The organism is Micromonospora sp. NPDC049048 (assembly GCF_043197615.1).
Taxonomy (GTDB): Bacteria; Actinomycetota; Actinomycetes; order Mycobacteriales; family Micromonosporaceae; genus Micromonospora.
In genome coordinates this window covers 534,000-560,768 of the sequence record NZ_JBICTM010000002.1, presented here as the reverse complement: position 1 = coordinate 560,768, position 26,769 = coordinate 534,000, and the positions used below count along the sequence as shown (strand labels likewise).

Annotated in this window: 29 protein-coding genes; 16 read left to right on the top strand and 13 right to left on the bottom strand. The window is 73.7% G+C overall.

All coding sequences use genetic code 11. From position 1 onward, the window contains the following. Window positions 1-19: 19 nt before the first annotated feature. Both ACGFIG_RS07990 and ACGFIG_RS07985 read left to right on the top strand, forming a co-directional pair. A complete protein-coding gene (locus ACGFIG_RS07990) occupies window positions 20-544 on the top strand; it encodes a SigE family RNA polymerase sigma factor (RefSeq protein WP_393000388.1) in 525 nt (174 codons plus the stop codon). After that, on the top strand, window positions 541-1,923 hold the full coding sequence (locus tag ACGFIG_RS07985; RefSeq protein ID WP_393000386.1) for a hypothetical protein: 1,383 nt from the start codon (window positions 541-543) through the stop codon (window positions 1,921-1,923). Before ACGFIG_RS07990 ends, ACGFIG_RS07985 begins: the two co-directional genes overlap by 4 nt. 79 nt (window positions 1,924-2,002) lie before the next feature. Here ACGFIG_RS07985 and ACGFIG_RS07980 read toward each other — a convergent pair whose 3' ends face one another. The 6 genes from ACGFIG_RS07980 to ACGFIG_RS07955 form a co-directional block, all read right to left on the bottom strand. Then, a complete protein-coding gene (locus ACGFIG_RS07980; protein ID WP_393000384.1) occupies window positions 2,003-2,746 on the bottom strand; it encodes a class I SAM-dependent DNA methyltransferase in 744 nt (247 codons plus the stop codon). After that, entirely contained in the window at window positions 2,730-3,977 is a 1,248-nt protein-coding gene (locus ACGFIG_RS07975) for an MFS transporter (protein WP_393000383.1), read from the bottom strand. The genes ACGFIG_RS07980 and ACGFIG_RS07975 overlap by 17 nt, the downstream gene beginning before the upstream one ends. Next, window positions 3,974-4,981 carry an alanine racemase gene (locus ACGFIG_RS07970; RefSeq protein ID WP_393000381.1) on the bottom strand — a complete coding sequence of 336 codons (1,008 nt, stop codon included), beginning with the start codon at window positions 4,979-4,981 and terminating at the stop codon, window positions 3,974-3,976. The genes ACGFIG_RS07975 and ACGFIG_RS07970 overlap by 4 nt, the downstream gene beginning before the upstream one ends. An 8-nt stretch (window positions 4,982-4,989) precedes the next feature. Further along, window positions 4,990-6,084: a SagB/ThcOx family dehydrogenase gene (locus tag ACGFIG_RS07965; RefSeq protein WP_393000379.1), complete on the bottom strand. Its 1,095-nt coding sequence runs from the start codon at window positions 6,082-6,084 to the stop codon at window positions 4,990-4,992. A 216-nt stretch (window positions 6,085-6,300) separates the two neighbouring features. Continuing rightward, a complete protein-coding gene (locus ACGFIG_RS07960) occupies window positions 6,301-7,134 on the bottom strand; it encodes a GNAT family N-acetyltransferase (RefSeq protein ID WP_393000377.1) in 834 nt (277 codons plus the stop codon). A 40-nt stretch (window positions 7,135-7,174) separates the two neighbouring features. Next, window positions 7,175-7,999, bottom strand: a complete 825-nt coding sequence (locus tag ACGFIG_RS07955; RefSeq protein WP_393000376.1) for an SDR family NAD(P)-dependent oxidoreductase — start codon at window positions 7,997-7,999, stop codon at window positions 7,175-7,177. A 127-nt stretch (window positions 8,000-8,126) separates the two neighbouring features. Here ACGFIG_RS07955 and ACGFIG_RS07950 point away from each other — a divergent pair, with 127 nt between their 5' ends. Further along, window positions 8,127-9,083 (top strand): HpcH/HpaI aldolase/citrate lyase family protein, encoded by a 957-nt coding sequence (locus ACGFIG_RS07950; protein ID WP_393000375.1) that lies wholly within the window; start codon window positions 8,127-8,129, stop codon window positions 9,081-9,083. 58 nt (window positions 9,084-9,141) lie between these two features. On the opposite strand, the gene ACGFIG_RS07945 is transcribed toward ACGFIG_RS07950, so the two are convergent. Continuing rightward, window positions 9,142-9,678 carry a DUF4190 domain-containing protein gene (locus tag ACGFIG_RS07945; protein ID WP_393000374.1) on the bottom strand — a complete coding sequence of 179 codons (537 nt, stop codon included), beginning with the start codon at window positions 9,676-9,678 and terminating at the stop codon, window positions 9,142-9,144. A gap of 120 nt (window positions 9,679-9,798) precedes the next feature. On the opposite strand from ACGFIG_RS07945, the gene ACGFIG_RS07940 reads away from it, so the two are divergent. After that, window positions 9,799-10,704: an SDR family NAD(P)-dependent oxidoreductase gene (locus tag ACGFIG_RS07940; RefSeq protein WP_393000373.1), complete on the top strand. Its 906-nt coding sequence runs from the start codon at window positions 9,799-9,801 to the stop codon at window positions 10,702-10,704. A gap of 28 nt (window positions 10,705-10,732) precedes the next feature. Here ACGFIG_RS07940 and ACGFIG_RS07935 read toward each other — a convergent pair whose 3' ends face one another. Further along, window positions 10,733-11,314, bottom strand: coding sequence for a DUF4190 domain-containing protein (locus ACGFIG_RS07935; protein ID WP_393000372.1), 582 nt, complete (start codon window positions 11,312-11,314; stop codon window positions 10,733-10,735). A 173-nt stretch (window positions 11,315-11,487) separates the two neighbouring features. Here ACGFIG_RS07935 and ACGFIG_RS07930 point away from each other — a divergent pair, with 173 nt between their 5' ends. Next, window positions 11,488-12,684, top strand: a complete 1,197-nt coding sequence (locus ACGFIG_RS07930) for an acyl-CoA dehydrogenase family protein (RefSeq protein ID WP_393000371.1) — start codon at window positions 11,488-11,490, stop codon at window positions 12,682-12,684. A gap of 412 nt (window positions 12,685-13,096) precedes the next feature. Here ACGFIG_RS07930 and ACGFIG_RS07925 read toward each other — a convergent pair whose 3' ends face one another. Continuing rightward, on the bottom strand, window positions 13,097-13,504 hold the full coding sequence (locus ACGFIG_RS07925) for a CoA-binding protein (RefSeq protein WP_393000370.1): 408 nt from the start codon (window positions 13,502-13,504) through the stop codon (window positions 13,097-13,099). An 82-nt stretch (window positions 13,505-13,586) separates the two neighbouring features. Beyond that, window positions 13,587-15,656, bottom strand: coding sequence for an intein-containing Rv2578c family radical SAM protein (locus tag ACGFIG_RS07920; RefSeq protein ID WP_393001379.1), 2,070 nt, complete (start codon window positions 15,654-15,656; stop codon window positions 13,587-13,589). Between the two features lie 100 nt (window positions 15,657-15,756). On the opposite strand from ACGFIG_RS07920, the gene ACGFIG_RS07915 reads away from it, so the two are divergent. Further along, entirely contained in the window at window positions 15,757-16,176 is a 420-nt protein-coding gene (locus tag ACGFIG_RS07915; RefSeq protein ID WP_089002144.1) for a thiol-disulfide oxidoreductase DCC family protein, read from the top strand. On the opposite strand, the gene ACGFIG_RS07910 is transcribed toward ACGFIG_RS07915, so the two are convergent. From ACGFIG_RS07910 to trxA, 3 genes are all read right to left on the bottom strand, one after another. Next, entirely contained in the window at window positions 16,140-17,048 is a 909-nt protein-coding gene (locus ACGFIG_RS07910; RefSeq protein WP_393000369.1) for an HTTM domain-containing protein, read from the bottom strand. The two genes, ACGFIG_RS07915 and ACGFIG_RS07910, sit on opposite strands and share 37 nt — an antisense overlap. Beyond that, entirely contained in the window at window positions 17,045-17,485 is a 441-nt protein-coding gene (locus tag ACGFIG_RS07905; RefSeq protein WP_393000368.1) for a hypothetical protein, read from the bottom strand. The genes ACGFIG_RS07910 and ACGFIG_RS07905 overlap by 4 nt, the downstream gene beginning before the upstream one ends. A gap of 157 nt (window positions 17,486-17,642) precedes the next feature. Continuing rightward, the gene (gene trxA, locus ACGFIG_RS07900) at window positions 17,643-18,005 is read right to left on the bottom strand and encodes a thioredoxin (RefSeq protein ID WP_393000367.1); all 363 of its coding nucleotides are present in this window, start codon (window positions 18,003-18,005) and stop codon (window positions 17,643-17,645) included. A gap of 547 nt (window positions 18,006-18,552) precedes the next feature. On the opposite strand from trxA, the gene ACGFIG_RS07895 reads away from it, so the two are divergent. The 10 genes from ACGFIG_RS07895 (at window position 18,553) to ACGFIG_RS07850 (ending at window position 26,735) form a co-directional block, all read left to right on the top strand. Beyond that, window positions 18,553-19,068, top strand: a complete 516-nt coding sequence (locus ACGFIG_RS07895; RefSeq protein ID WP_393000366.1) for a MaoC family dehydratase — start codon at window positions 18,553-18,555, stop codon at window positions 19,066-19,068. A 90-nt stretch (window positions 19,069-19,158) separates the two neighbouring features. Further along, entirely contained in the window at window positions 19,159-19,686 is a 528-nt protein-coding gene (locus tag ACGFIG_RS07890; protein WP_393000365.1) for a hypothetical protein, read from the top strand. A 169-nt stretch (window positions 19,687-19,855) separates the two neighbouring features. After that, window positions 19,856-20,479: a TrmH family RNA methyltransferase gene (locus ACGFIG_RS07885; RefSeq protein ID WP_393000364.1), complete on the top strand. Its 624-nt coding sequence runs from the start codon at window positions 19,856-19,858 to the stop codon at window positions 20,477-20,479. 298 nt (window positions 20,480-20,777) lie between these two features. Further along, entirely contained in the window at window positions 20,778-21,476 is a 699-nt protein-coding gene (locus ACGFIG_RS07880) for a DUF6758 family protein (protein WP_393000363.1), read from the top strand. Between the two features lie 133 nt (window positions 21,477-21,609). Next, a complete protein-coding gene (locus tag ACGFIG_RS07875; protein WP_007455302.1) occupies window positions 21,610-21,768 on the top strand; it encodes a hypothetical protein in 159 nt (52 codons plus the stop codon). A 6-nt stretch (window positions 21,769-21,774) separates the two neighbouring features. Next, complete coding sequence (locus ACGFIG_RS07870; protein WP_393000362.1) at window positions 21,775-22,650, top strand: PH domain-containing protein; 876 nt, start codon at window positions 21,775-21,777, stop codon at window positions 22,648-22,650. A gap of 105 nt (window positions 22,651-22,755) precedes the next feature. Continuing rightward, window positions 22,756-23,892: a SigE family RNA polymerase sigma factor gene (locus tag ACGFIG_RS07865; RefSeq protein WP_393000361.1), complete on the top strand. Its 1,137-nt coding sequence runs from the start codon at window positions 22,756-22,758 to the stop codon at window positions 23,890-23,892. Continuing rightward, entirely contained in the window at window positions 23,889-25,166 is a 1,278-nt protein-coding gene (locus ACGFIG_RS07860) for a hypothetical protein (protein ID WP_393000360.1), read from the top strand. The genes ACGFIG_RS07865 and ACGFIG_RS07860 overlap by 4 nt, the downstream gene beginning before the upstream one ends. Before the next feature lie 47 nt (window positions 25,167-25,213). Further along, the gene (locus ACGFIG_RS07855; protein ID WP_393000359.1) at window positions 25,214-26,080 is read left to right on the top strand and encodes a PHP domain-containing protein; all 867 of its coding nucleotides are present in this window, start codon (window positions 25,214-25,216) and stop codon (window positions 26,078-26,080) included. A 40-nt stretch (window positions 26,081-26,120) separates the two neighbouring features. After that, window positions 26,121-26,735, top strand: a complete 615-nt coding sequence (locus ACGFIG_RS07850) for a MarC family protein (protein WP_393000358.1) — start codon at window positions 26,121-26,123, stop codon at window positions 26,733-26,735. Window positions 26,736-26,769 lie beyond the last annotated feature (34 nt).

Sequence of the window (26,769 nt, the reverse complement as noted above, 5' to 3'; positions counted from 1 at the left end):
GGGTGAGGAGGTCGATCCGTTGACGAGTGAGGACCGCGCCCGGTCCGGCTTCGCCGAGTTCGTCCGCGCCGAGACGGCAGGGCTGACCCGGTTCGCATACCTGCTGACCGGCGACCGGCACCACGCCGAGGACCTCGTCCAGGTGGCGTTGGCCCGGGTGGCCGTGCGCTGGGAGCGGCTCGACGATCCCGGGGCGTACCTGCGTCGGGTGCTCTACACGCAGGCGGCGAGCTGGTGGCGGTGGCGGCGGACCCGGCCGCCCGAGCGGCTGGGCGCGAGCCTGCCCGACCGGGCCGGCCCGGTCGACGACGTCGACCTGCGGCTGGCGCTGCGGGCGGCGTTGGCCCGGCTGACCGTCCGGCAGCGGGCCGTACTGGTGCTGCGCTACTACGAGGACCGCACCGAGGCCGACACCGCCGAGCTGCTCGGCTGCCGGGTCGGCACGGTCAAGAGCCAGACGCGGCACGCCCTCGGCCGGCTGCGCGTCCTGGCCCCCGAGCTGGCCGAGATGGTCGGCCGGGACCCGCAGGAGGTGCACCGGTGACCGATCGACTCGCCGCGGCGCTGCGGGGCCTGGCGGACGGCGTGCCGGCCGCCGTCGTACCGGAGGATCTCTTCGACACCGCGCGGCGCCGGCACCGGCGTCGGCGGGCCGCCGTGGCCGGCTCGCTCGCCGTCCTGGTGCTGCTCCTCGGCGTCGGGTACGCGCTGCGCCCGGTCACCCTGCCGGCTCCCGCGACCTCCCGCGTCGAGGCCCCCGGCCTGCCGTCCCGCCTGGTCACGCCGCGACTGCTCACCGCGCCCGTGGACGCCTCGCCGCCCGGCCCGGCGGCGGCGCTGTTCAGCGGGCCGGCGGTGCGCAGCGACTGGAACGAGGCCCGGATGACCGTGGTGGCCGCCGGGACCGACCGCTACCGTCGGCTGGACGTCGGCCCCGTCATCCCCGGGTTCGACGCGCTGCTCTCCCCGGACGGCCGGTACGTCTGGGCCGGCGGGCTGCTGTTCGATCTGGCCACCGGCGAACACCGCCGCTCCGGCGCGCGGGGCCACCCGTTGGCCTTCGCGCCCGACGGGAAGCGGCTCGCCTACGCGGCCGACGACACCTTCACCGCGCCGAACACCTACGCCACCCCGTACGTCGGCCTGTACGACCGGGAGCGCCGGGCCGACGTGCTCCGGGTCCCGGTCGGGACGGCCTGGGTGCCGCCGGGGCGGGCCGCGGTCACCCCGGACGGGGGCACCCTCGCCATCCAGGTCCGCGACGAGGTGTGGCTGACCCGGGTCGCCGACGCGGGCGCCGACGGCACCGCCGAGCCCTACCGGAAGCTGCCGCTGGGCGGTGGGCGGCTGGCGGGACCGGGCGGGTGGCTGCCCGACGGAGGAGCGGTGGCGGTGGTCTCGCGGACAACCTGCGGGCCCTGTCCGGGCCCGGTGCCGACCTACCGGCGTAGCTGGCAGCTGACCGTCCCGGCGGGGCCGTCAACCGGGGCCGCCTTCCCGGAGGTGCGTTCCGCCACCTTCGTGCAGGTGCTCGGCTGGCGGTCGGCGGACGAGGCGGTCGCGCTGGTGGGCGTGCCCGGCCCGGACGCGGTCGACCGGCCGGACGAGCACGACAGCGCCTGGGGGCCCTACCACGAGCCGGGCACGGCAGCCGTCCAGTTGGTGCTGCTGCGCCGGGGCGCCGCCGTGCCGGAGGTGCTGCTGCACACCCCGGAAGGCGTCACCGAACTCTCGGTCGCCGCCGACCTCGCGGTCGACGGCGCGGTACGGACGTCAGGTGATCCCGACTTCGGTCCGCCGCCGCCCTGGCTGGTCGCCCTCGGCCTGGCCAGCGTGGCGCTGCTGGTCGCCTGCGTGGTGGCGCTGGTGCGACTCCGACACCGTTCGGCTGCGGCGAAGGCGGGCCCGGCGGGCGCGGCGTAGCCGGGGACGTCGCCGCACCCGCTGCCCGCCTGGACGGCGGCCCGGCCCGCCGCCGTCGGGCTGCTCGGCCCGCTGTCCGTCAGTCGCGGCGGGCGACCACCGCGACCCGGGGCAGCGCCTCCGGGTCCGGGACCGGGGTGAGCAGGTCGTCGATGGCGGCCACGTGGCTCGTCGCCCAGCCGGCCTCGGCCAGGGCGGAGAGCACGTCGGCGACGGGGTGGGCGGTGTTGGTGATCGTCGTGGTGAAGGGGGCCGTCCGGCCGTCCTCGGTGCGCAGCTGTCCGGTGACGTGCAGCGGGCGGCGGTCGCCGTCGAGCGGGCCCCGGGCCACCTCGACCGAGACGGTGCCGTCCTGCCGGGCGACCGGGGGGACGTCGGCGAGGAGTCCCCTCGTCGTCGACATGTCGAAGCCGAACCAGCCGCCCGGCGCGACCGCCCGGTGCACGCAGCGCAGGTAGGCCCGCACCCGGTCGATGTCGCCGACGTGGTTGAGGACGTCGTACGTGGAGACCGCGAACGCGCAGGGGCGCGGCACCTCGAAGTCCGCGGCGTCCGCGGCGATGAGCACCGCGTCGGTGCCGGCCAGCCGCTCCCGGGCGCGGTCGATCATCGCCTCGGAGATGTCGACGCCGACGACCCGGTAGCCGGCGGCGGCGAATCGGGCGGCCACGATGCCGGTGCCGCAGCCCACATCGAGCAGGCTGCGCTCGGATCCGGGTGCGACGTGCGCGTGCAGCCGCAGCCACGCCTCACCCATCCGCTCCGGGTAGGGCGCCCAGAAGCGGTCATACGCCGTGACGAAGGCGTCAACGTACTCGGCCATCGGGTTGCCTTTCGTAGTGCCGGACGGTGGAACTCGCCAACGGGACGAGCGCGGCGACGAAGATGACCGTGGCCAGGCCGAGCAGGGCCGTCCGTACGCCGATCGCGGGTACGACGAGACCGGCGGCGATCATGACCGGCGGGCCCAGCCCCACCGCCCCCAGCCACTCGTACGCGCTCACGCGGGACATCGCCTCCGTCGGCACCTCCGACTGGACGGTCGTCTCCCACAGCACCCCGAAGACGTCGAAGGCCACCCCGGCCAGCACGGCGGCGACGATCACGAACGGCAGGGCGGCACCGGACCCGAGCAGCAACGCCGGCAGCCCCAGCAGCGACACGGCGAGTACGGCCGTACGTAGGGGGCGGGTCGTCCTGATCCGCATCGCCACCAGCACGCCGGCGAACATGCCGACCGCGTACCCGGCCAGGACGCCGGACCAGGCGCCCGCGCCACCCAGGTGCGCCCTGGCGTGCAGGGGCCCCGCGAGCCCGAAGGTGACCCCGACGGCGGCGTTGATCACCGCGGCGGCGAGCACGATCTGCCACAGCCATCTGCGCCGCACGAACTCACGCCAGCCGTCGCGCAGCTCGGCCGGCAGGTTCCGCCTGCCCGTACGGGCGGTCCCGGCGAGGCGCAGCCGGGCGAGGAGCGCGGCGGCGACGGCGAACGTCGTGGCGTCGAGGGCCAGCGCCCAGCCCGGCCCCAGCCAGGTGATCAGCGCGCCGCCCGTGGTGAAGCCCGCGACCGTGGCGGTGTTCGTACCGAGCCGCAGCAGGGCGTTGCCGCGCTGCCGTGCCTGCGGGGCGACGAGTTCGGCGGTCAACCCGTTCAGCGAGGGCAGCAGCAGCGCGGAGGCGGTGCCGGCGACGGCCGCGCAGACGGCGAGGGCGGCGACGCTGGCCCGTCCGGTCAGGACGAGGACGGTCATCGCGCCGTACGCCGTGCCGCACATCAGCTCCGCCGCCACGAGTACGCGGTGACGCGGCAGCCGGTCGCCGATGACGCCGCCGAGCAGCATCAGCGCGATCCGGGGCACCGAGATGGCGGCGAGCACGAGCGACAGCGCCGGGGGCGACCCGTCCGGAAGATCGAGCACGGCGAAGGTCAGCGCGAGCGGGCCCATCGCGTTGCCGAAGACGGAGATGGTCCTGGCTGTGGCGAACAGGAGGAACCGGCGCTCGCGCAGCGGATCCGCCGGGCGGTCCACGGACGCGACGGCGTGGGTCACGCCCGGTCCGGGCGGACGAGTGCCTGCCACCGCGCCACCGGCTCGCCGGAGTCGAGCACGTGCAGCAGCGGCCGGCGGGCCACCACGGGGCACACGTGCCCGGGCAGCACCCGCAGCTCGTCGCCCACCGACACCGACTCCACGGCGACCGGCCCGCCGTCGGGCGCGGTCAGCACGACGCCGCTCATCCAGGTCTGGTCGGCGCCCGCCAGCAGTTCGTCGGCGTCGGTGCGCAGCACCTGCCCGTCGGTGCCGGTGACGGTCGTGGCGACGGATATCGCGACCGCCCCGGGGTCGCACTCGCCCAGCCGGGCGAACCCGCCGTCGAGCAGCGCGTACGCCCCGGCGCAGACCTCGGTCACGCCAGCGACGTCCAGCGCGCCGGTGAGGGTCGGGGTGCCCCCCACGCTCACGGCCGGGCAGGGCGATCCGGCCGCGCGGATCCGCTCCGCGACCGCCACCAGCAGGCGCGCCTGGCTGCGGCCCAGCTCGACCCGGTCGCGCGCGGCGGCGGGGTCGGTGATCCCCACGTACCCGGTGACGCCCGCCATTCGCAGCCCGCCGGTCCGCACGACCGTGGCGGCCAGCTCCACGGCGGCGTCCGGCTCGACGCCGACGCGGTGCAGGCCGGTGTCGACCTCGACCCGTACGCCGAGTTCGACGCCGTGGGCCTCGGCCGCCGCGCCGAGCCCGGTCACCGCGTCGGGGTGGTCCACGTGCACCGTCACCGCGCAGTGCCGTGCGAGCTGGGCGAACCTGGTCCACCGCCACGCGTCACGCCACGGCCACGCCACCGCCACGTCCGTCACGCCCACCGCCACGTAGGCCTCGGCCTCGGCCGCCGAGTGGACCGCGACGCCCACGGCGCCGGCGGCGACCTGCCGGGCGGCGATCTCGGGACTCCGGTGCCCCTTGACGTGCGCGCGCAGGGCGACGCCGGCCTCGGCCACCCGCTGGCCGTACCGCGCGATGTTGGCGTCCAGCCTGGCCAGGTCGACGCTCACCCGCGGCGTCATTCGCCGCGCCCGTGCCAGGCGTCCGGCGGGAAGGAGAACGCCGCGTCGCCGCCGGCGAGCATCGCCGCCTGGCGTTCCCGCTCGGCGGGGTGCGGCACGCCGACGCCGGACACGCCGAGGAAGACCTCGTCCGGCCAGGACAGCCCGAGGGCGTCCTCGACGGGCGCGTCGCGGGTCGCGGCGGTGAAGAACGTCCCGAGCCCCAGCGCCGTCGCGGTGAGGTACACGGTCTGGCTCAGGTGACCGACGTCGAGCAGGAGCGCACGGTACGCGCGGGCGGCCGGATATTTCCACACGGTCCGGTCGAGCACCGCCGCGTACGTCAGCAGGAAGCCGGCCTGTGCGGCGTGCGGCTGCCCGCCGCACCACTCGCGCAGCCGCTCCTCGCCGGGTGCGGGCGCGAGCCGTACCAGCTCGTGGCGGCGCACCGCGTAGTGGTAGATCCCCGGTTCCAGCCCTGCCACGTCGCGGACGACCGGGTAGACCTCGACCGGGTGGCGGGCCCCGCCGGAGGGGACGGTCTTGAGCAGCGCCGTCCCGACCCCGGAGATGTCCACCTCGCGACGGACGCCGGCCGTCCAGCGCAGCAGGGCGGCGAACGCCGACAGCGGCACCGGGCGGTCCGGGGCGAACCAGCGCGTCGAGCGCCGGGCCGCGAGGACCGTGGTGAAGTCGACGGTGGGCGGGTCGGCGGCGGGCAGGGCGATGCGTGGCCCGTCGTGCTCCTTGACCGGATCCGGCTGGCCGGTCTTGGCGCGCAGCACCGCCGCGTCCTCCGCCGCCGAGCGGAAGACGTCGCTGCCGAGCGTACGGCTGGCCAGGTGGTAGTAGGTGGCTGCCGGCCCCAGGTCGCGCCACGCGCCGAGGCGTTCCTCCTGGGCGTGCTCCGGCGAGCCCTCGGCGATGAGCACGTGGGCGTCGAGGAGCTGCTGCGCGAGCCGGCCGTCGGGCTCGGCCCAGTCGGCGTAGTCGCGCAGCAGCCTCTCCGCCTCAACTGTCAATGCGAACTGCCGGTGCCTCAGCGGGTCGTCGCAGACCAGTTGGCCGTCACGCCAGAGGAAGACGACCAGCCGCGACACACGGACACGCATGACGACTCAGGCTTCGACCGGTCAGGCCTCGACCGGAGGCTCCAGGCACGTCAGCTCCTGGTCGTAGTCGTCGGACGCCACCGGCTCGAAGGCCTCGATCTGCTCGGTCATGCGGGAGCTCCCCTCACTAATCGGCGTTGATCACTGCGATGCACCGTATCAGACCGTCCACAGTGAACACACTCCCGGTGAGGACCGGCCCGCCCCCGCGCCGGTTCAGACCTCGTGGACCTCCAGCACCCGGGCGGTCGGGGCGGCCCCGCCCAACTCACCGCGCAGCGCCGCCCGCTCGGGATCGGCCAGGAAACCGGCGTAGCCGGCGTGGCTGTCGAACCGGATCAGGTGCACCTCCGTACGCCCGTCAGCCGTGCGCTGTCGGCGTTCCAGCCGGCCACCGTGGCGCCCGAGCAGGCCCAGCACCGCGTCCTCGTACCGCTGGCCGGCCTCCACCGCGTCGGCGGCCAGCTCCACCAGCGCCACCAGGCGCACGGCGGTGGCCGGGTCGGTGACCAGCGACTTGAAGAAGTGGTGGTCGACGTGGCCGCCGGGGATGCCCTCCCGGCGACCCGTGTCGAGGTAGCCGTGCCGGCGGTAGAACGACGGTGCCTGGAACGAGAACGAGGAGACCGAGATCTCCGTGCAGCCGCGCCGGCGGGCCTCGGCCTCGGCGGCCCGCAGCAGCCGACCTCCCCACCCCTCGGCGCGGCGGTCCTCGCGCACCCACATCATGTTGATCCCGGCGCAGCCGCCCCAGGTCCACCCGGTCAGGCCCGCCACCAGCTCGCCGCCGTCGTCGACCCGGACACAGAGGCCGGCCTCGTCCCGCGCGCCGGTCGCCCGGTTGTTGAAGGCGGTCAGCTCGGCGTCGAGCCGCTCCTCGAGTTCCTTGTCCTCGCCGAGCACCCGCAGCGTGCCGCCGCCCGCATCCCCACGCCCGCCGGTGCCGCCCGCCTTCCCGCGCCCGCCGGTACCGCCCGACTCCCCGTGTCCACCCGTGTCGCCGTGTCCACCCGTGTCGCCGTGCCCGCCGGTGGCGTTCTCCGTCGTCATGGGGCGGAGTATGGCAGCGCCCCGGCGGCCGGCGACACGGCTATTCGGCGACGCCGACCGCCTCGGCGCTGGCCGTCCAGAGCCGCGCGGCGAGCTGCGGGTCGGCCGCCCGGGGCAGCGGCCGGCGCAGCCGCCGGTCGGCGTAGTAGCCGCCCGTGACCAGCCGCGCCGGCTCCTGGTTGGCGAGCCAGACCAGCGTCTCGGCGCCCTTCTCCGGGCTGCGCAGCGGCAGGATCCGCATGCCCAGGGCGACCAGGCTGCTGTCGTTGCCGAACCGACTGCGCACCACCCCCGGGTGGAAGGAGTACGCCGGGATCTCCGGCCAGCGCCGGGCCGCCTCGGCGGTGAAGAGGATGTTCGCCTGCTTGCTGGTGCCGTACGCCTGCATCGGCCGGTAGCGGCGCAGCGGGGCGTTCAGGTCGGCCGCGTCGAGCACGCCGCTACGGTGCGCGCCGGACGCGGTGACCACCATCCGGCCGATCCGGTCCCGCAGCAGGTTGCTGAGCAGGAACGGGGCCAGGTGGTTGGCCTGGATCGACAGCTCGAAGCCGTCGACCGTGGTGAGCGGCTGGAGCACGATCGCCCCGGCGTTGTTGGCGAGCACGTCGATCCGGTCGTACGCCTCCCGCAGCTTCCCGGCCAGCCGGCGCACGTCGTCGAGCACCGCGAAGTCGGCCCGGAACAGCTCCGGTCTCTCGCCGGAGGCCTCCCGCACCTGCTCGGCCGCGGCCTGGAGCCGCGCCGGGTCCCGGCCGACCAGTACCACCTGGTCACCGCGGCGCGCCAGGTCGACGGCGGCCGCCAGGCCGATGCCGGAACTGGCCCCCGTCACCACCACGAGTCGTCGCCCAGTGAGATCTTCCACAGGTCCATTCACCCCGGTCACGGCACGAGGTTACCGTGGCGTCACAAAGACCTTTGGGATCGTTAAGCCCTGGTATCTCCGTCAGGTGACATCGGCGTGCCCGCCGCACGCTGGAAGGAGCACAGCCATGACCGCAGTCGGTCGCCCCCGCCGGTCCTGCCTCGCGGTACCCGGCTCCAGCGTCAAGATGCTCGGCAAGGCCCAGGGGCTCCCGGCCGACCAGGTCTTCCTCGACCTGGAGGACGCGGTCGCCCCGCTGGCCAAGCCCGACGCCCGCAAGAACATCGTCGCGGCGCTGAACGAGGGCGACTGGTCGGGCAAGACCCGCGTCGTCCGGGTCAACGACCTGACCACGCCCTGGACCTACCGGGACGTCATCGACGTCGTGGAGGGCGCCGGCGCCAACCTCGACTGCATCATGCTGCCGAAGGTGCAGAACGCGGCCCAGGTGCAGTGGCTCGACATGACCCTGACCCAGCTGGAGAAGACGCTCGGCCTGGAGGTCGGCCGGATCGGCATCGAGGCGCAGATCGAGAACGCCGCCGGCCTGGTCAACATCGACGCCATCGCGGCCGCGTCGCCCCGGGTCGAGACCATCATCTTCGGCCCGGCCGACTTCATGGCCTCGATCAACATGAAGTCGCTGGTGGTCGGCGCGCTCATCCCGGACTACCCGGGCGACCCCTACCACTACATCCTCATGCGCATCCTGATGGCGGCCCGGATGCACGACAAGCAGGCCATCGACGGGCCGTTCCTGCAGATCCGCGACGTCGACGCGTTCCGCGAGGTGGCCAAGCGGTCCGCGGCGCTCGGCTTCGACGGCAAGTGGGTGCTGCACCCGGGCCAGATCGACGCCGCGAACGAGGTCTACTCGCCGGCCCAGGCCGACTACGACCACGCCGAGCTGATCCTCGACGCGTACGAGCACTACACGTCGGAGGCGGGCGGCAGGCTCGGCGCGGTGATGCTCGGCGACGAGATGATCGACGAGGCGTCCCGGAAGATGGCTCTCGTGGTCGCGGCGAAGGGCCGGGCCGCGGGCATGACCCGTACGTCGTCCTTCACCCCGCCGGCGGAGTAGTCCCTCCGGTCCGACGATCCGTGCCGCCCCGGTCCACGCCGAGGCGGCACCGTCGGTTTCAGTAGTTGGTGCCGCCGGTGCTGACGCCGGCCATGCTGATCGCGAAGACGATCATCACCACGTAGAAGAGGATCCCGAGCACGAGCAGACCGGTGAAGATCCAGCCGATGATGATGGCCGCCTTCGCCATGCCCTCGCCGTCCTCGCCGGTCTCCCGGATCTGCTTCTGCGCGACGTGGCCGAGGATCGCGCCGACCGGCGCGGTGAGGCAGGACGTGATGCCGATCAGGGAGAGCACCAGGGCGGCGATGGCGAGGCCGTTGGTCTTCCGCGGCGGGGCGTAGCCGTAGTTCGGGTAGGCCGGCGGGTAGCCGGCGGGCGCGGGCTGCCCGGAGGTCTGCTTCATCCCGGCGTACGGGTCTCCCGCGTACGGGTCCGCGACGTACGGGTCGGCCGGCGCGTACGGGTCGGTGCCGGTGGGCTGCGAGGGGATGGGCTGGCCGCTCACCGGAGGGGCGGGGTCGGCGGGCGGGCTCGACTGCTGGCCCGACCACGCCGGGTCGTTCCAGCCGCCGGAGGGCGGGGGATATGTCATTCGTCTGCTCCGTAGCGTCGGGGTGCGCCCGTCAGGGTAGTCAGCCCTGCCCAGACGCAGGGCCCACGCCGCCGGGTGTGCCGCGTTGCCCGCGCCCCGGGAAGCGGGCAGGATCCTGGCATGGTGATTGACGCGCGAGCCGCGGACCGCTCCGGCAGCCGACCGAGACGGGACGCGAGCCGCCCCGGCCTGGCCCGGCGCACCCGCGCCGCCGCCGTACCGGGCACGGCCGGCACCGACGAGCCCGCGCCGCTGCCGGACCCGGTGACCATGCGGCTCGACGGGAAGGTCGCCCTGGTCACGGGGGCGGGCAGCCCGGACGGCATCGGGTACGCGACGGCCCGCCGGCTGGCCGATCTCGGCGCCCGGGTCGCCATCGTCTCCACCACCCGGCGCATCCACGAACGGGCCGGCGAGCTGGGCATGACCGGTTTCGTCGCCGACCTCACCGACGAGTCGGAGGTGGGCGCGCTCGCCGACGCGGTCACCGAGCAGCTCGGGGACGTGGAGGTGCTGGTCAACAACGCCGGTCTGGCCAGCCGGGCCAGCCCCGAGGTGCTGCGCCCGGTCGCCCAGCTCAGCTACGACGAGTGGCGCGGCGAGATCGACCGCAACCTCACCACCGCGTTCCTGTGCAGCCGGGCCTTCATCGGCGGCATGGCGGAGCGGGGCTGGGGCCGGATCGTGAACCTGGCGGCCACCGCCGGGCCGGTCAACGCCCTGCCCACCGAGGCGGCCTACGCGGCGGCCAAGGCGGGCGTGGTCGGGCTGACCCGGGCGCTGGCCATGGAGATGATCGCCGACGGGGTGACCGTCAACGCGGTCGCGCCGGGCACCATCCACACCGCGGCCTCCACCGTGGCGGAGATCCGGCAGGGCCTCGGCACCCCGGTCGGCCGCCCCGGCACGCCGGACGAGGTGGCTGCGGCGATCGCCTTCCTCTGCTCGCCGGCCGCCTCGTACATCACGGGGCAGATGCTGGTGGTGGACGGCGGCAACAGCGTCCGGGAGGCCCAGTTCCGCTGACCGCGCGGCCTCGATGCTTCCCGCGGCCTCAGTAGTTCTGGCCGCTGTTGCCGGCGAGGGCGATCAGCGCGATCCAGCCGCAGCAGGCGAGCACGCCGAGGCCGGTGAAGATGTAGCTGAGGATGAGGCCCCACGTGGCGAGCTGGTCGCCCTCCTCGCCCGAGGTGCGGACCTGCCGCTTGGCCAGGTGCCCGAGGACGATGCCGGCCGGGGCGAAGACGAACGCGAAGACCAGCGAGAGGATCGCCAGCACGTTGGTTCCGCCGGGCCGGGGACCGGACGGCGGGCCGTACTGCCCGTAGGGCACCTGCGGGGTGTACGGGGGCTGGTGCCCCCACTGCTGCCCGTGCGGCGGCTCGCCGGGCTGCTCGTAGCTGGGCTGCCCGTACGCCGGCTGCTCCTGGCCAGGCTGCCCGTAGCTCGGCTGGCCGTACGACGGCTGTTCGTAGCTGGGTTGGCCGTAGCCCGGCTCGCCGTACGACGGCGGTTGCGGGGCGGGCGGCGGCTCCGCGGGCGGTTCGTAGCTCGACGGGTCGTGCCCCGGTGGGGGCTCCCAGGGCGACGGTGGCCGGTCCGGATCGGGCGGCCCCGACGACGGTGGCTGGCTCACGGTCTCCTCCTGCCGGTGGCGGATCGCGTCCCTCTTGCCGGACGCTACCCGCAGCGGTGAACCTTTTCACAGCGGTTGTGTGGACTGGTCACCTTGGCCTCGACCGCTGTGCGGCCAATACTGACCATGCGTTCAGTTACCCATGAGTAAGGCGCCGACCCCCGGAGGCTGAGATGGCCCGACTCGCCCAGACGCCCGGCCTGACCGATGTGCAGCAGTCGATCCTGGAGACCGTCCGGGAGTTCGCCGACAAGGAGATCATCCCGCACGCGCAGCGGCTGGAGCACGCCGACGAGTACCCGAGCGACATTCTCGACGGGATGCGCGAGATGGGCCTGTTCGGCCTCACCATCGACGAGGAGTACGGCGGGCTCGGCGAGTCCCTGCTGACCTACGCGCTGGTGGTCGAGGAGCTCTCCCGGGGCTGGATGTCGATCTCCGGCATCGTCAACACCCACTTCATCGTGGCGTACCTGATCTCCCAGCACGGTTCCGCCGAGCAGAAGGCCCGGCTGCTGCCGAAGATGGCGACCGGCGAGGTGCGCGGCGCCTTTTCCATGTCCGAGCCCGAGTGCGGCTCCGACGTCTCGGCCATCAAGTCCAAGGCGGTCCGCGACGGCGACAACTACGTGCTCAACGGCCAGAAGATGTGGCTGACCAACGGGGCGTACTCGTCCGTGGTGGCGACCCTGGTCAAGACCGACACCGGGGCCGACTCCGTCTACGGCAACATGAGTACCTTCCTGCTGGAGAAGGAGCCCGGCTTCGGCGAGACCGCGCCCGGCCTGACCATCCCCGGCAAGATCGACAAGATGGGCTACAAGGGCGTCGAGACCACCGAGATGGTGCTCGACGGGGTGACCGTCCCCGACTCCGCCGTCCTCGGCGGCGCCGAGAAGGTCGGCCGTGGCTTCTACCAGATGATGGACGGCATCGAGGTGGGCCGGGTCAACGTGGCCGCCCGCGCCTGCGGCATCTCGATCCGGGCCTTCGAACTGGCCGTCGCGTACGCCCAGCAGCGCCACACCTTCGGCCAGCCGCTCGCGAAGCACCAGGCCGTCGCCTTCAAGCTCGCCGAGATGGGCACCAAGATCGAGGCCGCCCACGCGCTCATGGTCAATGCCGCCCGGCTCAAGGACGCCGGCCAGCGCAACGACGTCGAGGCCGGCATGGCCAAGCTGCTCGCCTCGGAGTACTGCGCCGAGGTCGTCCAGGAGGCGTTCCGCATCCACGGCGGCTACGGCTACTCGAAGGAGTACGAGATCGAGCGGCTGATGCGCGAGGCGCCGTTCCTGCTCATCGGCGAGGGCACCTCGGAGATCCAGAAGACGATCATCTCCCGGGGCCTGCTCAAGCAGTACAAGCACTGACGTCTCAGGGCTCCGTCGCGTCGGCGGGGTGTCTCCGCGGCGGCGGGTGTCCTCCCGGCGGCGCGCCGTCCCGCCGCCGGTGCCGCCGGCCCGCCATCGGTCGGCCGCCGGTGCCGCCGGCCCTCCCGCCGGCCCGCCGTCGGTCGGCCGCCGGTGCCGCCGCCCCCGCCGGTCGGCCCCTGTCGAACTGAGTCGTCTACGACATCACGCGTTGGTGGGGGCGTGGCTCGTCCGCGCCGTCACGCGCTGGCGCGGCGCCTGAATCGTCTACGACATCAGCTCGACAGCGCTGAGCAAGCAAGCATGCCGCCCTACGTGCGCCCGTCCGGCCCGGTAGCGCGGCACACCACGCCGCTCGCCGTGCGCCCGCCCGGCCCGGCCGTGCGGCACACCACGCTCGCCGTGCGCCCGCTCAGCCCAGCCGGGTCAGGCTGGCGGCGGCGCGCTCGACGATCAGGCAGCGGTCCTCGACGTAGTCGATGCCGGCCTCCGTGGCGATCCGTCGCGCCTCGGCCGAGACGATGCCGAGCTGCAACCAGACGGCGGGAGCGCCGATCGCCACCGCATCGCGCACCACGTCGACCGCGTCCTGCGCCGGCCGGAACACGTCGACCAGGTCGACCGGGTGCGGGATGTCGGCCAGGGAGCGGTAGACCCGCTCCCCGAAGAGCTCGTCGGCGGTCGGGTTGACCGGGATGATCCGCCAGCCGTACCGCTGCATCTGCAACGGCACGCTGTGCGCGGCCTTGCGCGGGTCGCGGGACGCGCCCACGACGGCGATCACGGCGGAGTCGGCGAGGATCTGCTGAGCGGAGCGCACCCGCCGACTCTAACCCCGCCGCTCAGTCCCCGCCCGGAAGCGACCGGCGCACGACATGGGTCGGCGGCGGATCGGCTGCCGGCTACATGAGGGTGAGCTGCTCGGCGGGCGGCGGAGCGGGGGCCGGGTCGGTCCGGCGGCGGTCGTCGCCGCGCTCGCCCCGGTGCAGCCCGTGCCGGCGGGCCGCGATGCGTACCCGGGCTGTCAGTTCCCGCTGGTAGGACTGCGGGGCGTACGCGCCGGAGCGGTAGAGCTCGCGGTAGCGGGGAACCAGGTGCGGGAAGTCGCGGCCGAGCCAGCGCGCGTACCACTCCCGGGCGCCCGGACGCAGGTGCAGTGCCAGCGGCGTCACGCTGGTCGCCCCGGACGCGGCGATCGCCGCCACGGTCGCGTCGATCGAGGCGTCGTCGTCGCTGAGCCCGGGCAGGATCGGCGCCATCAGCACGCCGACGTCGAAGCCGGCGTCGGCCAGCGCCCGTACGGCGTCGAGCCGCCGCCTCGGGCTGGGGGTGCCCGGCTCGACCGCCCGCCAGAGCCGCTCGTCGACGAAGCCCACCGAGTACGAGACGCCGACCCGGGTGACCTCGGCGGCCTGGCGCAGCAGTGGCAGGTCCCGCAGGATCAGCGTGCCCTTGGTGAGGATCGAGAACGGGTTCGCGAAGTCACGAAGCGCCGCGATGATCTGCGGCATGAGCTGGTAGCGCCCCTCGGCCCGCTGGTAGCAGTCGACGTTGGTGCCCATCGCGACGTGCGCGCCCCGCCAGCGCGGCGCGGCCAGCTCCCGCCGGACCAGCTCACCGGCGTTGACCTTGACGATGACCTTCCGGTCGAAGTCCGCCCCGGCGTCGAGGTCGAGATAGGTGTGCGTGTTCCGCGCGAAGCAGTTGTGGCTCACGACGCCATCGGCGATGAAGTCGCCGGTGCCGGTCGTGATGTCCCAGAGGGGCAGTTCCAGCCCGAGGGGCTCGATGCCGACCACCCGGAGAGCCGCCTGACATTTCAGCGCCGCTCCGTCGATCGACCGCTTCCGGGTGATGGCCGGGTCGGTCAGGTGGAAGAACCGTAGCCGCTCGCGTAGCCCGCCGGTCAGCCGGATGTTTCGTACGCGGTTCGCGCGGCCTAGATCTTCGACCACGCTCGTGAAGCCGAAGTGGCTCAGTGCCGCCGACGTCTGGTCGAGGATCTCGTTGCTGCTGTTGCTGATCCGGAGAACGCCCCGGCTGCAACTGCCCTCTGCGTCGAAGATCCCGGCGAGGAAGCCCAGCCGCCAGTCGTCGGTGGGATCGTCAGGCCACCGCACCAGGGCGGTGATGGCCTCGATCGAGCGTTGCCGGGACGTCCGGATCGCGGAGATGGCTCGTCGCGTCGCACTTGCCGGGGTGTACGCGAAGCTGTCTGTCTTCACCCCGGCGCTGTCGAGGAAGCGCTTCGTACGACCCAGCGCCTCCTCGTCAGCGAGCGCCAGGCGGAACCGGTGCACCACCCCGTAGGAATAGCGGTAGGTGCCCAGGGTCGCGTCACCTCGGATCATTCCGCAGAGGTAGCCCCGCCGGTAGTCGGCCGAGTCCTTCGGGCCCGTGGCGAAGCGGCCGGTGCCGATCAGGCGGTTGTTCGTCGTCAGGTAGGGGCGTTGCCCCGCGCCATTCATCGCGCCGGTCACGTGTTTCCAACCGCGGTCGGAGAGGAACCGGTGGTCGCCGCTGGCGATCAGCGTCGTGCCGTCCTCCAGGGTGACCCGGTAGGCCGGCTTCACGGTCGACCATTTGGCCAGGACCGTGGTGGCGACGTAGCGACGGTAGGCACCACGACGCTGCGTGCCGTAGATCCGGTCACCGATCTCCAGCTCGCTGATCGGCTTCGCGCGTCCGTCGGTCATGAGGATCGGCGTCTCGCCCGAGAGGCAGTAGACGCATGCGTGCGAGCAGCCCCGGTAGGGGTTGATCGTCCACTCGAACGGGACGCGGGACGTGCCGGGCACCTTGTTGAGGATCGACTTCGCCTGCACCTCGTAGAACGTCATGCCGGCGAAGCCCGGCGTGTCGAAGGTGCGGGCGACGGCACCGGGCAGCGCCAGCGGCAGGGGTGGTGTCGCCGGCGCTGCCCGGGCCGGGACCCCCTCGTCCGGGGGAGCGGCGAGGTTGTCCCAGCGCATGGCCCTCATTCGAACATGCGTACGAGCGAAGCGCAAGCGTCCACCGTGTTCCCGCCCACCTCGGCGCACCGGGCGCAGTCGGCGGGTGGAGGATGGACGCATGGAGAGGTCGACGTTCGTCTACGACGGGGACTGCGCGTTCTGCACCCGGTGCGCCGAGTTCATCGACCGGCGCATCCCGACCGGCGTCCGGGTGGTGCCGTGGCAGTTCGCCGACCTCGACGCGCTGGGCCTGAGCGAGGCCGAGTGCGAGGAGGCGGTGCAGTGGGTGGGCGCGGACGGTTCCCGCGCGGCCGGCCCGGACGCGATCGCGCGGCTCCTCGGCGACAGCGGTCCGCTCTGGCGGGTCGCGGGCGCCGGCCTCAGGTTCGCCCCGGTACGCGCCGCCGCGTGGCCCGCGTACCGCTGGGTGGCCCGCAACCGGCACCGGCTCCCCGGTGGAACGGCCGCCTGCGCGCTGCCGCAGGAGGCGCGGGAGCGCCTCTACGGGCCGTCCGGTCGCCCGGCCGCCGACGCCTGACCCGCGAGTGCCGGCGTGCCCCCGGCGGGCGGCGCGGTGTCGCGCCCCCGGCGGGTGAGCAGCCGGCGCGCCCAGACCACCGGCCGGACCCGTTCCAGGGGCAGGAAGGCGGTCATCGCGGCGAGGTGCGGCGCGAACGAGATCGTGATGGTCGCCATGGTGATCAGGTGGAACGAGTAGAAGAAGCCGACCGTGGCCAGCCGCCAGCGCTCCCTGAGCAGGAAGACCACCGGGCTCAGCAGCTCGAACGCCACGATGCCGAACTGGGCGACGATCAGCAGGTAGGGCACCGAGGCGATCAGGTCGGCCAACTCGGTGCCGCGCCGCAGGATCGCCCGGGCCAGCACCGAGCCGGTGAGCCAGTCCAGCCCGCCGAAGCGCAGCTTGGCCCAGGCGGCCAGGAAGTACGTGCAGATGACGGCGATCTGGGTGACCCGTAGGGCCCAGCCGCCCGCCTCGGTGCGGGTGGGATCGCCGTGCCGGGCCCGGCCGGCGGTGGGCAGCACGGCCAGCGCGACGAGCAGGCCGAACCGGTCGTGGTCGACCTTGCCGTAGCTCATCGCGACGATCATCCACTCGAAGTAGAGCGCGAAGACCGTCCAGCCGAGCAGGCGGGGCGCCCGGCCGGTCGCGGCGAGCAGGGCGAGCAGCAGCAGGGCCCAGAAGACGACGGTGACCAGCGTCTGGGTCGGCGTCGGCAGGGGCAGCAGCCGGCCGACCAGCAGCGGCTGGTAGAGCTCGCCGGGCACCGCCACGCGGGTGCGTACCCAGGGGGTGAAGAAGACCAGGTCGGCGGCGACGAAGAGGTAGATCAGCGTGCGGAAGGCGGCCACCCGGCCACGGGGCACCGCCTCGGTCAACCAGCGGCTCACCGGTCCGCCCGCCAGGCGACCACGGTCTCGTCGGTCCAGCGGCCGGTGGGGCGCCCGTCGCGGATGCCGTGCCAGCGTACGACGATGCGGACCTCGACCAGCTCCGCCGCGTCCGGGTGGCGTTCGGCGTACGCGTCGGCGACCTCGGCGAGCAGCGCGGGGTCGGCGGCGTAGCGGCTCTGCTGACCCTCGATCTCGGCCCGGCGGATGCCGGTGGCGTTCTCGCCCAGCTCGACGACCGCTCCGCCGCTGTCGACGCCCTCGACGCGGGTGTCCGGGGCGGGGGCGTTCGGCGGGTTGGACGTGGAGTACATCCGGAACGGGCCGAACGGGAAGTGGTCGTCGGTGCCCCAGGCGGTGCCGGCCAGCAGGACGACGAGGCCGAGGGCGGTGGCGGCGAGCCGGGCGACGCGACCGCGGGGGGTCAAGGTTTCCATCGGGTCGTGACGATACGGGATGTACCGCCCGTCCCGGATCCCTCCGACGGGCACCAGGCGCTGGCCGGGGAGCCAGGGGGGCCGGTCTTCCGTTGCCCGGCGTACGGACGACGACGGCCGGACCCGTCGGGGCCCGGCCGTCGTGGAGCGCTGCGGCTCAGTGGCTGTGTCCGGCCAGCTTCGTGCGGACGTCGTCCATGTCGAGGGCCTGGACCTGCTCGATCAGGTTCTCCAGCGCGGACTCGGGGAGGGCGCCGGGCTGGGCGAAGACGATGACGCCGTCGCGGATGGCCATGATGGTCGGGATCGAGCGGATGTCGAACTTGGCGGCCAGCTCCTGCTGCGCCTCGGTGTCGACCTTGCCGAAGACGATCTCGGAGTGCTTCTCGGAGGAGCGCTCGTAGACCGGGGCGAACCGCTTGCACGGGCCGCACCATTCGGCCCAGAAGTCGACCAGCACGATGCCGTCGCTGCCGGTCACCTCGTCGAAGTTTGCCGTGGTCAGCTCTACGGTTGCCATGAAAGTCTCCGATCGGCGCGGAATAGCTACGTCTGGTGGAACCGGGGCGTACCGCGGGGAATTCCCGGCCCACCTCCGCCCAAACGTGCCCTCAGGGCCTGGCGAGGGTCACGCCCTCATCGACGAGGGTTGTTGCCGGCCCCCGTTGCGGTACGCAAGTGCATGACGCATTTGTGTGACCGGATGTAATGGGAGCGCTTCCATTAAGATCGACACGAACGACCGACGGGAATGAGCAATCGGGCGGTTGACAAGCGGCTATCCGATGTGCGGAGATCGCCTAGCTCTCGCGACACGAATACGCACAGTAGTGTTACGAAAAGGTAAATGTGACCTCCGTCTCTGTTCGGTTCGCCTTGTCGTGCGGCAGAATCTTCCGCATCAGAGCGTGGGCGGCGGGTGCCGGGGAGGGCCCCGCCGCTCATTGCGTCTCCCCTCGGTTGTGGCGGTGTGACATTTCCGCGCGCCACGCGCCCCGCCCATCGCCTTAACACCGGATAAGGCATGCTGTGCCGAACTCCATCGCCGCCCGTCGAAGGGGACAAGGATGCAGTTCGGCCGCTACTACGAGGAGTTCGAGGTCGGCGCGGTCTACCGGCACTGGCCCGGCAAGACGGTCACCGAGTACGACGACCACCTCTTCTGTCTGCTCACCATGAACCACCACCCGCTGCACATGGACGCGCACTACGCCGAGACGGCGAGTCAGTTCAAGCGCAACGTGGTGGTCGGCAACTACATCTACTCGCTGCTGCTCGGCATGTCCGTGCCCGACGTCAGCGGCAAGGCCATCGCGAACCTCGAGGTCGAGTCACTGCGGCACGTGGCGCCCACCTTCCACGGCGACACGATCTACGGCGAGACCACGGTGCTGGACAAGCGCGAGTCGTCCTCCAAGCCCGACCGTGGCGTGGTCTCCGTGGAGACCCGGGGCTACAACCAGGACGGCACCATGGTGTGCGTCTTCCGCCGCCGGGTGATGGTCCCCAAGAAGGAGTACGCGGCGACGGCGGTGCCCGAGGGCGTCGACCCGGAGCGGCCCAGCTTCCCCGAGCCCCGCTGACCGAGGGCGGTGCCGGCCACGGCGACCGTGGCGGGGCCCCTTCTCGTCCGGGTTCCGGGTGGTAGGGGCCCTTTTCCCGATCCGGGGCATATGCTGGCGCCGGAGGTCCCCATGAGCCACTCCGTCGCCGGAGAGCCGTCCTCTGCCGGCCGCCGCGCCGCACCGCTGACCACCGCCGTCTACTCCGCCGCCGAGTGGGACCTGCTGACCAGCCTGCCCGGCCGCGTGATCGTGGCCGCCGCCGCGCCCGGCCCCGGTCGGCCCCGCCGGGGTGTCGCCGCCGGGCTCGCCGGCCTGGACGCGGTCGCGGCCGGCCGGGCCTTCGACAGCGATCTCGTACGCGCGGTGGTCGTCACCATCTACGCCCGGCACGACGGGTCGACGGAGTCGGCCGAGCGCCTCACCGACGTCGTGGACCTGCTCGCCGCCTGCCGAGCCGCGACCCGGGTGCTGCGGCGGCGGGCCGATCCCGCCGACTCGGCCGCGTACCGGCAGTGGGTGCAGTCGGTGGCGGCCCGGGTGTGCAGGGCGGCGACGACCGGCCCTCCGGGGCTGCCGCCGGCCCCGGCCGACCGCCGCTTCCTCGACCGGCTCGGCACCGCGTTGGAACTGGGTTGATCCACCCCGCTCCCACCGGTCGGCCTGCTTCGTGGCTCCGGGCGGCCGGCTTCGGGCCCGGCTCCTACTGCCGTCCGGGTATGTCGACGCCGGGTATCGGGCCCGGCCGATGTGGCCCTGGCGGGGGTGCGGCCCGGGGCGGGGCCTGCGGGCCGTACCCTGCGTGACCGTGACCGGAGACCAGCTCGACGTCGGTGTGGGACCGTGGCCCGGGGACCCGCCGGACGACCCGCGCTACGACCCCGAGCTGCTCGCCGAGGGCGACCGGCGCAACGTCGTCGACCGGTACCGCTACTGGCGGCGCGAGGCCGTGGTGGCCGACCTGGACCAGCGGCGGCACGACTTCCACGTGGCGATCGAGAACTGGCAGCACGACTTCAACATCGGCACGGTCGTCCGCAACGCCAACGCCTTCCTCGCCGCCGAGGTGCACGTCGTCGGCCGCCGGCGGTGGAACCGGCGCGGCGCCATGGTGACCGACCGCTACCAGCACGTCCGGCACCACGAGACCATCGAGGAGTTCGTCGCCTGGGCCGCCGGGCGGGAGCTGCCGGTCGTCGGCATCGACAACCTGCCCGGCTCCCGGCCGCTGGAGACCACCACCCTGCCCCGGCGCTGCGTCCTGCTGTTCGGGCAGGAGGGCCCCGGCCTCTCCGCGCCGGCGCGGGCCGCCTGCGACCAGCTCTTCTCCATCGCCCAGTACGGCTCCACCCGGTCGATCAACGCCGGCGTCGCCAGCGGCATCGCCATGCATGCCTGGATCCGTACGCACGCCGGCCCGCCACCGGCCTGACCTGCCGGCCCGCCACCGGCATGGCCGCCTGTCCCGCGCCGGCCTGAGCCGTCCCGCCGTCGGCCCTGACCGCGCCTGACCGTCGCCCCGCGCCGGCCTGAGCCGTCCCGCCGTCGACCCCTGCCGGGCCTGACCGCCATCGGCCTGACCGCCGTTCCCCTGCCGGTCTGAGCCGGGCTGCCGTGGTTCCCGGCGGCTCGCTGGAGAACCGTGCCGGCCGCCCCGGGGGCTGGCGTCCGGGGGCACCGAAACCGGCGCTCCGCTTGACTGCGCGGCGCGCGGGGGTGACGGTGGGATAGTGAGTGTCGCGGTGAGTTGCCCGAAATGCGGTGGACCGGTGCGGGCGCCGGACCTGATGCACACGGAGTCGCGCTGCCTGGACTGCGGGCCGGTCTCTCCGCTGTGCGTACCCGAGAACATCGGGGCCGAGATCGTGGCCAGTGTGGTGGAGCGGATCGTCGGCGCCGCCGAGCCCCCGACCCGGCCGAGGACCCCACTGTGGTGCCCCTGGCCGCTGCCGACGGGCTGGACGATGACCGGGGTGGCGTACGCCGGCGACGATCGCACCGGGGTGCGTGCCACGGCGGTGGCCTGCGCCGGGCCGGCGCCGCTCGGCGAGGGCCCCGCGGATCTGGTCTTCGTGGCGGAGGAGCCGGGCGTCGGCCTGGGCACCCGGTTCGCGGGGCTGGCCGGCCCGGACCCGGGCCCGGAACTCGCGCAGGCGTTGACCGATCCCGGCCCGGGGCATCCGGAGCACGTCGGGCAGGCCAGGATCAAGGTGGGCGGTCATCCCACTCCACTGTGGCTCGTGAACTCGCCGACGGATCGAAGCGCGTACGCCGGCGAGGCTCGGGGATTGTGGCTTCATGCGATAGCCTGGCCGGCGAGTGCGGGTCACCTGCTCGCGGAAGATGTCGTGCTGCACGACCTTGCCGAGTGGACACCGCCCGAGCTCGTGTACGGCGCACCGTCTCCGTATCTGCACGGGAAGGCTTGACGGGCCTCAGGGCTTGACAGGAACCCCGGAATGTCGGAGAACGGACGCAGATATTCACTGTACGACACCACACTGATACTCTGGGTGCCGCTGCGGTAATGGGACCCGGCGCCGCGCGAGAGGATGGCCCGCCATGGTCAAGAAGGTCCTCACCTGGGCCGGAATCGCATTCTTGATCTTCTTCGTCGCCTACCGGCCAAATTCTGCGGCGGATGTGTTCAAGTCGCTGGGCGGAGGGATCATGGACATCGCCCAGGGGTTCGGCGACTTCTTCACCAGCCTCGTCGCCTAGCCGCCGATGGGAAACCCCTCCGGTCCACCCTTCGATCCCGACGACCCTGATCGGGAGCGCCGGGAGCGAGACACGGAGCCGATCCCCCGGCTCGGCCCCGACGACGGGCCTGGCTACGGCACCGGTCCGGGCCTCTCCGACGGTCCCTCCCTTTCCGACGATGCCGGTTACGGCGACGGTCCGGCGTACGCCGGGGAGGGGCGGTCCGGTCGGGCCTGGGTCCGTGACCCGGAGGCCGGCTACCAGCCGCCGCAGATCTCCGAGGACGAGCTGGCCGGTCTGCGCGCCGACGCCGCCGGCATGGCGCCGCGCCGGGTGCTCCCGTTGGAGGACGAGCCCAGCTCGCTCGTGGCGCGCTACCTCTTCCCGACCGAGCGCTACCGGGGCGAGTGGAAGCGGCACTGGATCCACCTCTCCACCCCGCTGCTGGTCGGCATCGCCGCCACCTTCGTGCTCGGCTACCTCTCCGGCTTCCTCGCCGGGCAGGACGTGGGCGCGCTCACCACGATCGCGGTGCTGCTCTGGTTCGCCGTGATGGGTTGGGTGGCCTGGAAGGTCGCCGACTGGTGGTACGACCGCTTCATCCTGACCAACAAGCGGGTGATGGTCGTCAACGGCATCATCACCCGGCGGGTCGCGATGATGCCGCTGGTCCGGGTCACCGACATGAAATACGAGCAGAGCCCGACCGGCCGGGCGCTCAACTACGGCACGTTCGTGCTGGAGTCCGCCGGCCAGGAGCAGGCACTGCGCGAGATCAAGAACCTGCCCAACCCGAACGAGCTCTACCTGCGCGTCGTCGAGGAGATGTACGAGCCGCAGGCGGTCGAGGCGCGGCTGGGCAAGGAGGCCGACGAGGCCAAGGCCGACGACGGAGCCTGAAACTTTTCGTCCGAACATCGGAGGAACTGCGCACCGATCGCCGTCGACCCGACCGGCTCGGGCATGGCAACCTGCCAGGGAAACGGGGCGCGGAGGTGGCCGGTGGTGAGCAGGGACCCCCTGGAGGAGGAGTTCCGCGACTTCGTCGCGGCCCGCTCCGGTGCCCTGCTGCGCACCGCCTACCTGCTCAGCGGGGACTGGGCCACGGCCGAGGACCTGTTGCAGACCGCGCTGACCAAGACGTACCTGGCCTGGAAGCGGCTCGGCGGGATCGAGGCGATCGAGCCGTACGCCCGTCGGGTAATGATCAACACTTCGACCAGTTGGTGGCGGCGGCGCTGGCACGGTGAACGCCCCACCGAGGTGCTGCCGGAGCGGGCCGGGGTCGACGAGATCGAGCAGCAGCTCGACCGCGACCTGCTCTGGCGCCACCTGCGCGGGCTGCCCAGCCGGCAGCGGGCGGTGCTCGTGCTGCGCTTCTACGAGGACATGTCCGAGGCACAGACCGCCGCCCTGCTCGGCATCTCGCCGGGCACGGTGAAGAGCCAGACCTCCCGCGCCCTGGGCACCCTGCGCCGCCGGATGGGCGCCGAGGCCGCCCTCGACCTGCCGGCCGAGGCCGACCCGACCTCGGCCCGGGCCGACGGCACCGACCGGTCCACCTCTGCCCACGGCGGCACCGGCCGTCCCGCGCCAGTCGCTGGCGGCACCAGTCGTCCGGGCCCCGCCCACGACGGCACCGGCCGGCCCGCTCCGGCCCACGGCAGCGCTGGCCGTCCGGGTCCCGCCCAGGGCGGCACCGGCCGTCCGGCACCGGCCCATGGCGGCGGTCGTACCGGGCCGGCCCATGGCGGCGCACCGATCCGCCCGACGACGCCCTACGGGGCACCGACCATGGTGGTGGGGGAGGACGCGGCGGCTGTGGTCGCGGCGACGAACGCCCCGCCGGTCGTTCCGCCGATCGCGCCGGCCGCAGCGGGCGGCCCGGACGGCGTTGCCGCCGCCCTGCCGGGTAGGGCGAGAAGCGCCGCCGTTCCCGGCGAGGGGCCCGCCGCCGGGCCTTCCGCGGCCGCCGCGCCGGACGCCGGGGGCGTCTTCCGGCCCGCCGAGCCTGCGGACGAGGCGGTGGGCGACCCGGTGCCCGTGGCCTCGGGGGCACGGGTCGGCGCCGGCTCGGGGTCGCGTACGGCCGGGGACGAGCAACTCGGCCGGCAGGCCGCCGGTGCCGGGGAGCACCGGTGAGCCGTCCCGCCGCCGGTGGTGACAACCGTACCGACGGCCCGACGCGTCCATTCGCCGTGACCGAGGACGAGCTGGAGCAGGCGGTACGGGAGGCGTTCGCCCGCCGGGTGGCCGTCGCGCGCCCGCTCGTCGCCGATCCGGCGGGACTGGCGATCAGGCGGGCCGACCGCTCCCGGCGCCGGCGGACGCTGACCGGGATCGCCCTCGCCGCAGTGGCCACCGTGACGGTCAGCGCCGGGATGGCGCAGCTGGGGCAGCAGCCCGGGCGGCCCAACCATCCCACCGTGGTGCTCGGCGGCCCGTACGCCTCGTCGATGCCGGAGGTCACCCCGCAGCCGTCGGCCGGCCCGCAGACCGACCTGGGCCGGGGCGAGGTGGACCTCATCCTCGACGACGTGCTGCTCACCGCCAGCGGCCAGCGGATCGTCCTGCCCGACGTGGGCCGGGCCGCCGAGCGCGCCCAGCGGCTTCCCGACCGGGCCGGCTGGGCGGTGGTGGGTGCGCCGACGGCGGCCGGCCGTTCGTTGTGGATCGTGCTGCCGGACGGCGCGGCACACCTGCTCCTGGCCGGGGCACGGGACATCGTCCTCAGCCCCGACGGGCGGCAGGTCGCCTGGCGGGAGGGGACGGATCTGGTCGTCGCGGGAGTCGTCGGCACCCAGGTCGTCGCCGCGGCCCGCACCCCGGCCCCGCCCGCCGCGCTGCCGGTCGGGTTCGCCGGGGACACGGTCCTGGTCCGCCTCGATCCGGGCCGGCCCGGTCACGCCCTGTGGCGCCCCGCGGCGGGACCCCCGCGTCAGGCGGGCGACGCGGCCCTGCACGTCTACGGCATCCGCCCCGACGGGCTGGCGGTCGCGCTCGTGTCCGCCGGCACTCCCCGCCGGCCCTGTGTCGCCCTGCTCGACCCGGCCCGTGACCTCGCGTCGGTGCGTACGGGCTGCGGGCCGACGCTGACCGGCGACGGCGCCGGCGGGGTCTCCGCCGACGGACGGTGGCTCCTGGCCAACGGGAAGGCGGGCGCGCAGGCCGGCGCGGTGCTGGTCGACCTGGATCAACTCGTCCCCGTACCGGTGATCCGCCCGGCCGGCCCACCCGTGGCCGGGCCGGTGGCCTGGACGCCGCAGGGCACGGCCCACTACTCCGACGCGGCCGGCGCCCTGGTGCGGGCGGAGGTGGGCCGCGTGCTCGACGGCGAGGCAGCCCGGCCCACGCCCGTCGACGGCCTGCCCGCCGGCAGGCACCCGGTGCCGGTGGGCGGCGACAACCCTTCCTGAGCGCGCCCTCGTGCCGGGGTCGGGCGTCGACCGGTAGCGTCGGGCCGATGAGCACGGCACCGCGGATCGACCTGCACACCCACTCCACCGCCAGCGACGGCACGCTCAGCCCGGCCGAGCTGGTGCGGGCGGCGGCCGAGTCGGGGCTGGACGTCGTGGCGATCACCGACCACGACACCACGGCCGGGTGGGCGCCGGCCCTGGAGGCGCTGCCGGCCGGGCTCACCCTCGTCCGCGGTGCGGAACTCTCCTGCCGGTGGTACGGCGAGGAGCCCGCGCTGCCGCTGCACCTGCTGGCGTACCTGTTCGATCCGGACGCCCCGGAACTCGTCGCGGAGCTGGCCCGGGTGCGGGCCGCCCGGGAGGAGCGGGGCGAACGGATCGTGGCGCTGCTGCGCGCCGACGGGATCGACGTGAGCTGGCCGGAGATCCTGACCGGCGCGGCCGGCGGGACCGTGGGTCGGCCGCACATCGCACAGGCACTGATCCGGGCCGGCCTGGTGGCCACCACCACCGAGGCGTTCGGGCCGGACTGGCTGGGCGAGCGCTACCGGCTACCCAAGGAGGACATCGACGTCTTCCGGGCCGTCCGGCTCGTGCGCGCGGCGGGCGGGGTGCCGGTCTTCGCCCATCCCCGGGCCACCCGGCGGGGGCGGATCGTGCCCGACGAGATGATCGCCGAGCTGGCCGCCGCCGGCCTGGCGGGGCTGGAGGCCGACCACGAGGACCACTCCCCGGCCGAGCGGGCCCACGTCCGGGCCCTGGCCGACGAGTTCGGCCTGCTGGTGACCGGCTCGTCGGACTTCCACGGCACGCACAAGACCGTCCGGCTCGGCGCGTTCACCACCGATCCGGAGGCGTACGAGCGGATCGTCGCCGAGGCGCGCGGGGTGACCGAGGTCGCTTCCGGCTGATCCGAGTTGCCGCCTCCGGCGACGCGGCTAGGTTGATCACGTGGATGCCAAGCTGTTCGGCGAGGTCTTCGTGACCCTGCTGGTGATCGTCGATCCGCCGGGCATGATGCCCATCTTCCTGGCGCTGACCGGCCCGCTGACGGCGCGCGACCGGAACCGGGCGGCCTGGCAGGCGGTCGCCCTGGCGCTGGGCGTGATCGTGATCTTCGCGGTGGCGGGGCAGACGCTGCTCGACTACCTGCACGTGGACCTGCCGGCGTTGCAGGCCGCCGGCGGGCTGCTCCTGGTGCTGGTGGCGTTGGAGCTGCTGACCGGCAAGGCCGACGACCCGAGCCAGCAGGCCACCTCGAACATCGCCCTGGTGCCGCTGGGTACGCCGCTGCTGGCCGGCCCCGGCGCCATCGTGGCCACCATGCTCTTCGTCCAGCAGGCCGACGGCGGGGCGGACGTCACGGCCATCGCCGCCGCGATCGTGGCCGTGATGCTTACCGTCTGGATCGTGCTGCGGTTCTCCGGCGGGATCGTCAAGATCCTGCGTCCCGGCGGGATCGAGGTGCTGACCCGGATCGCCGGCCTGCTGCTGGCCGCGATCGCGGTGCAGCTCATCGCGGACGCGGTGGCCGCGTTCGTGACCCAGTACGCCAACATGACCTGACCGGCGGCCGGTTCTGTCGGGGGTGGATGGCAGG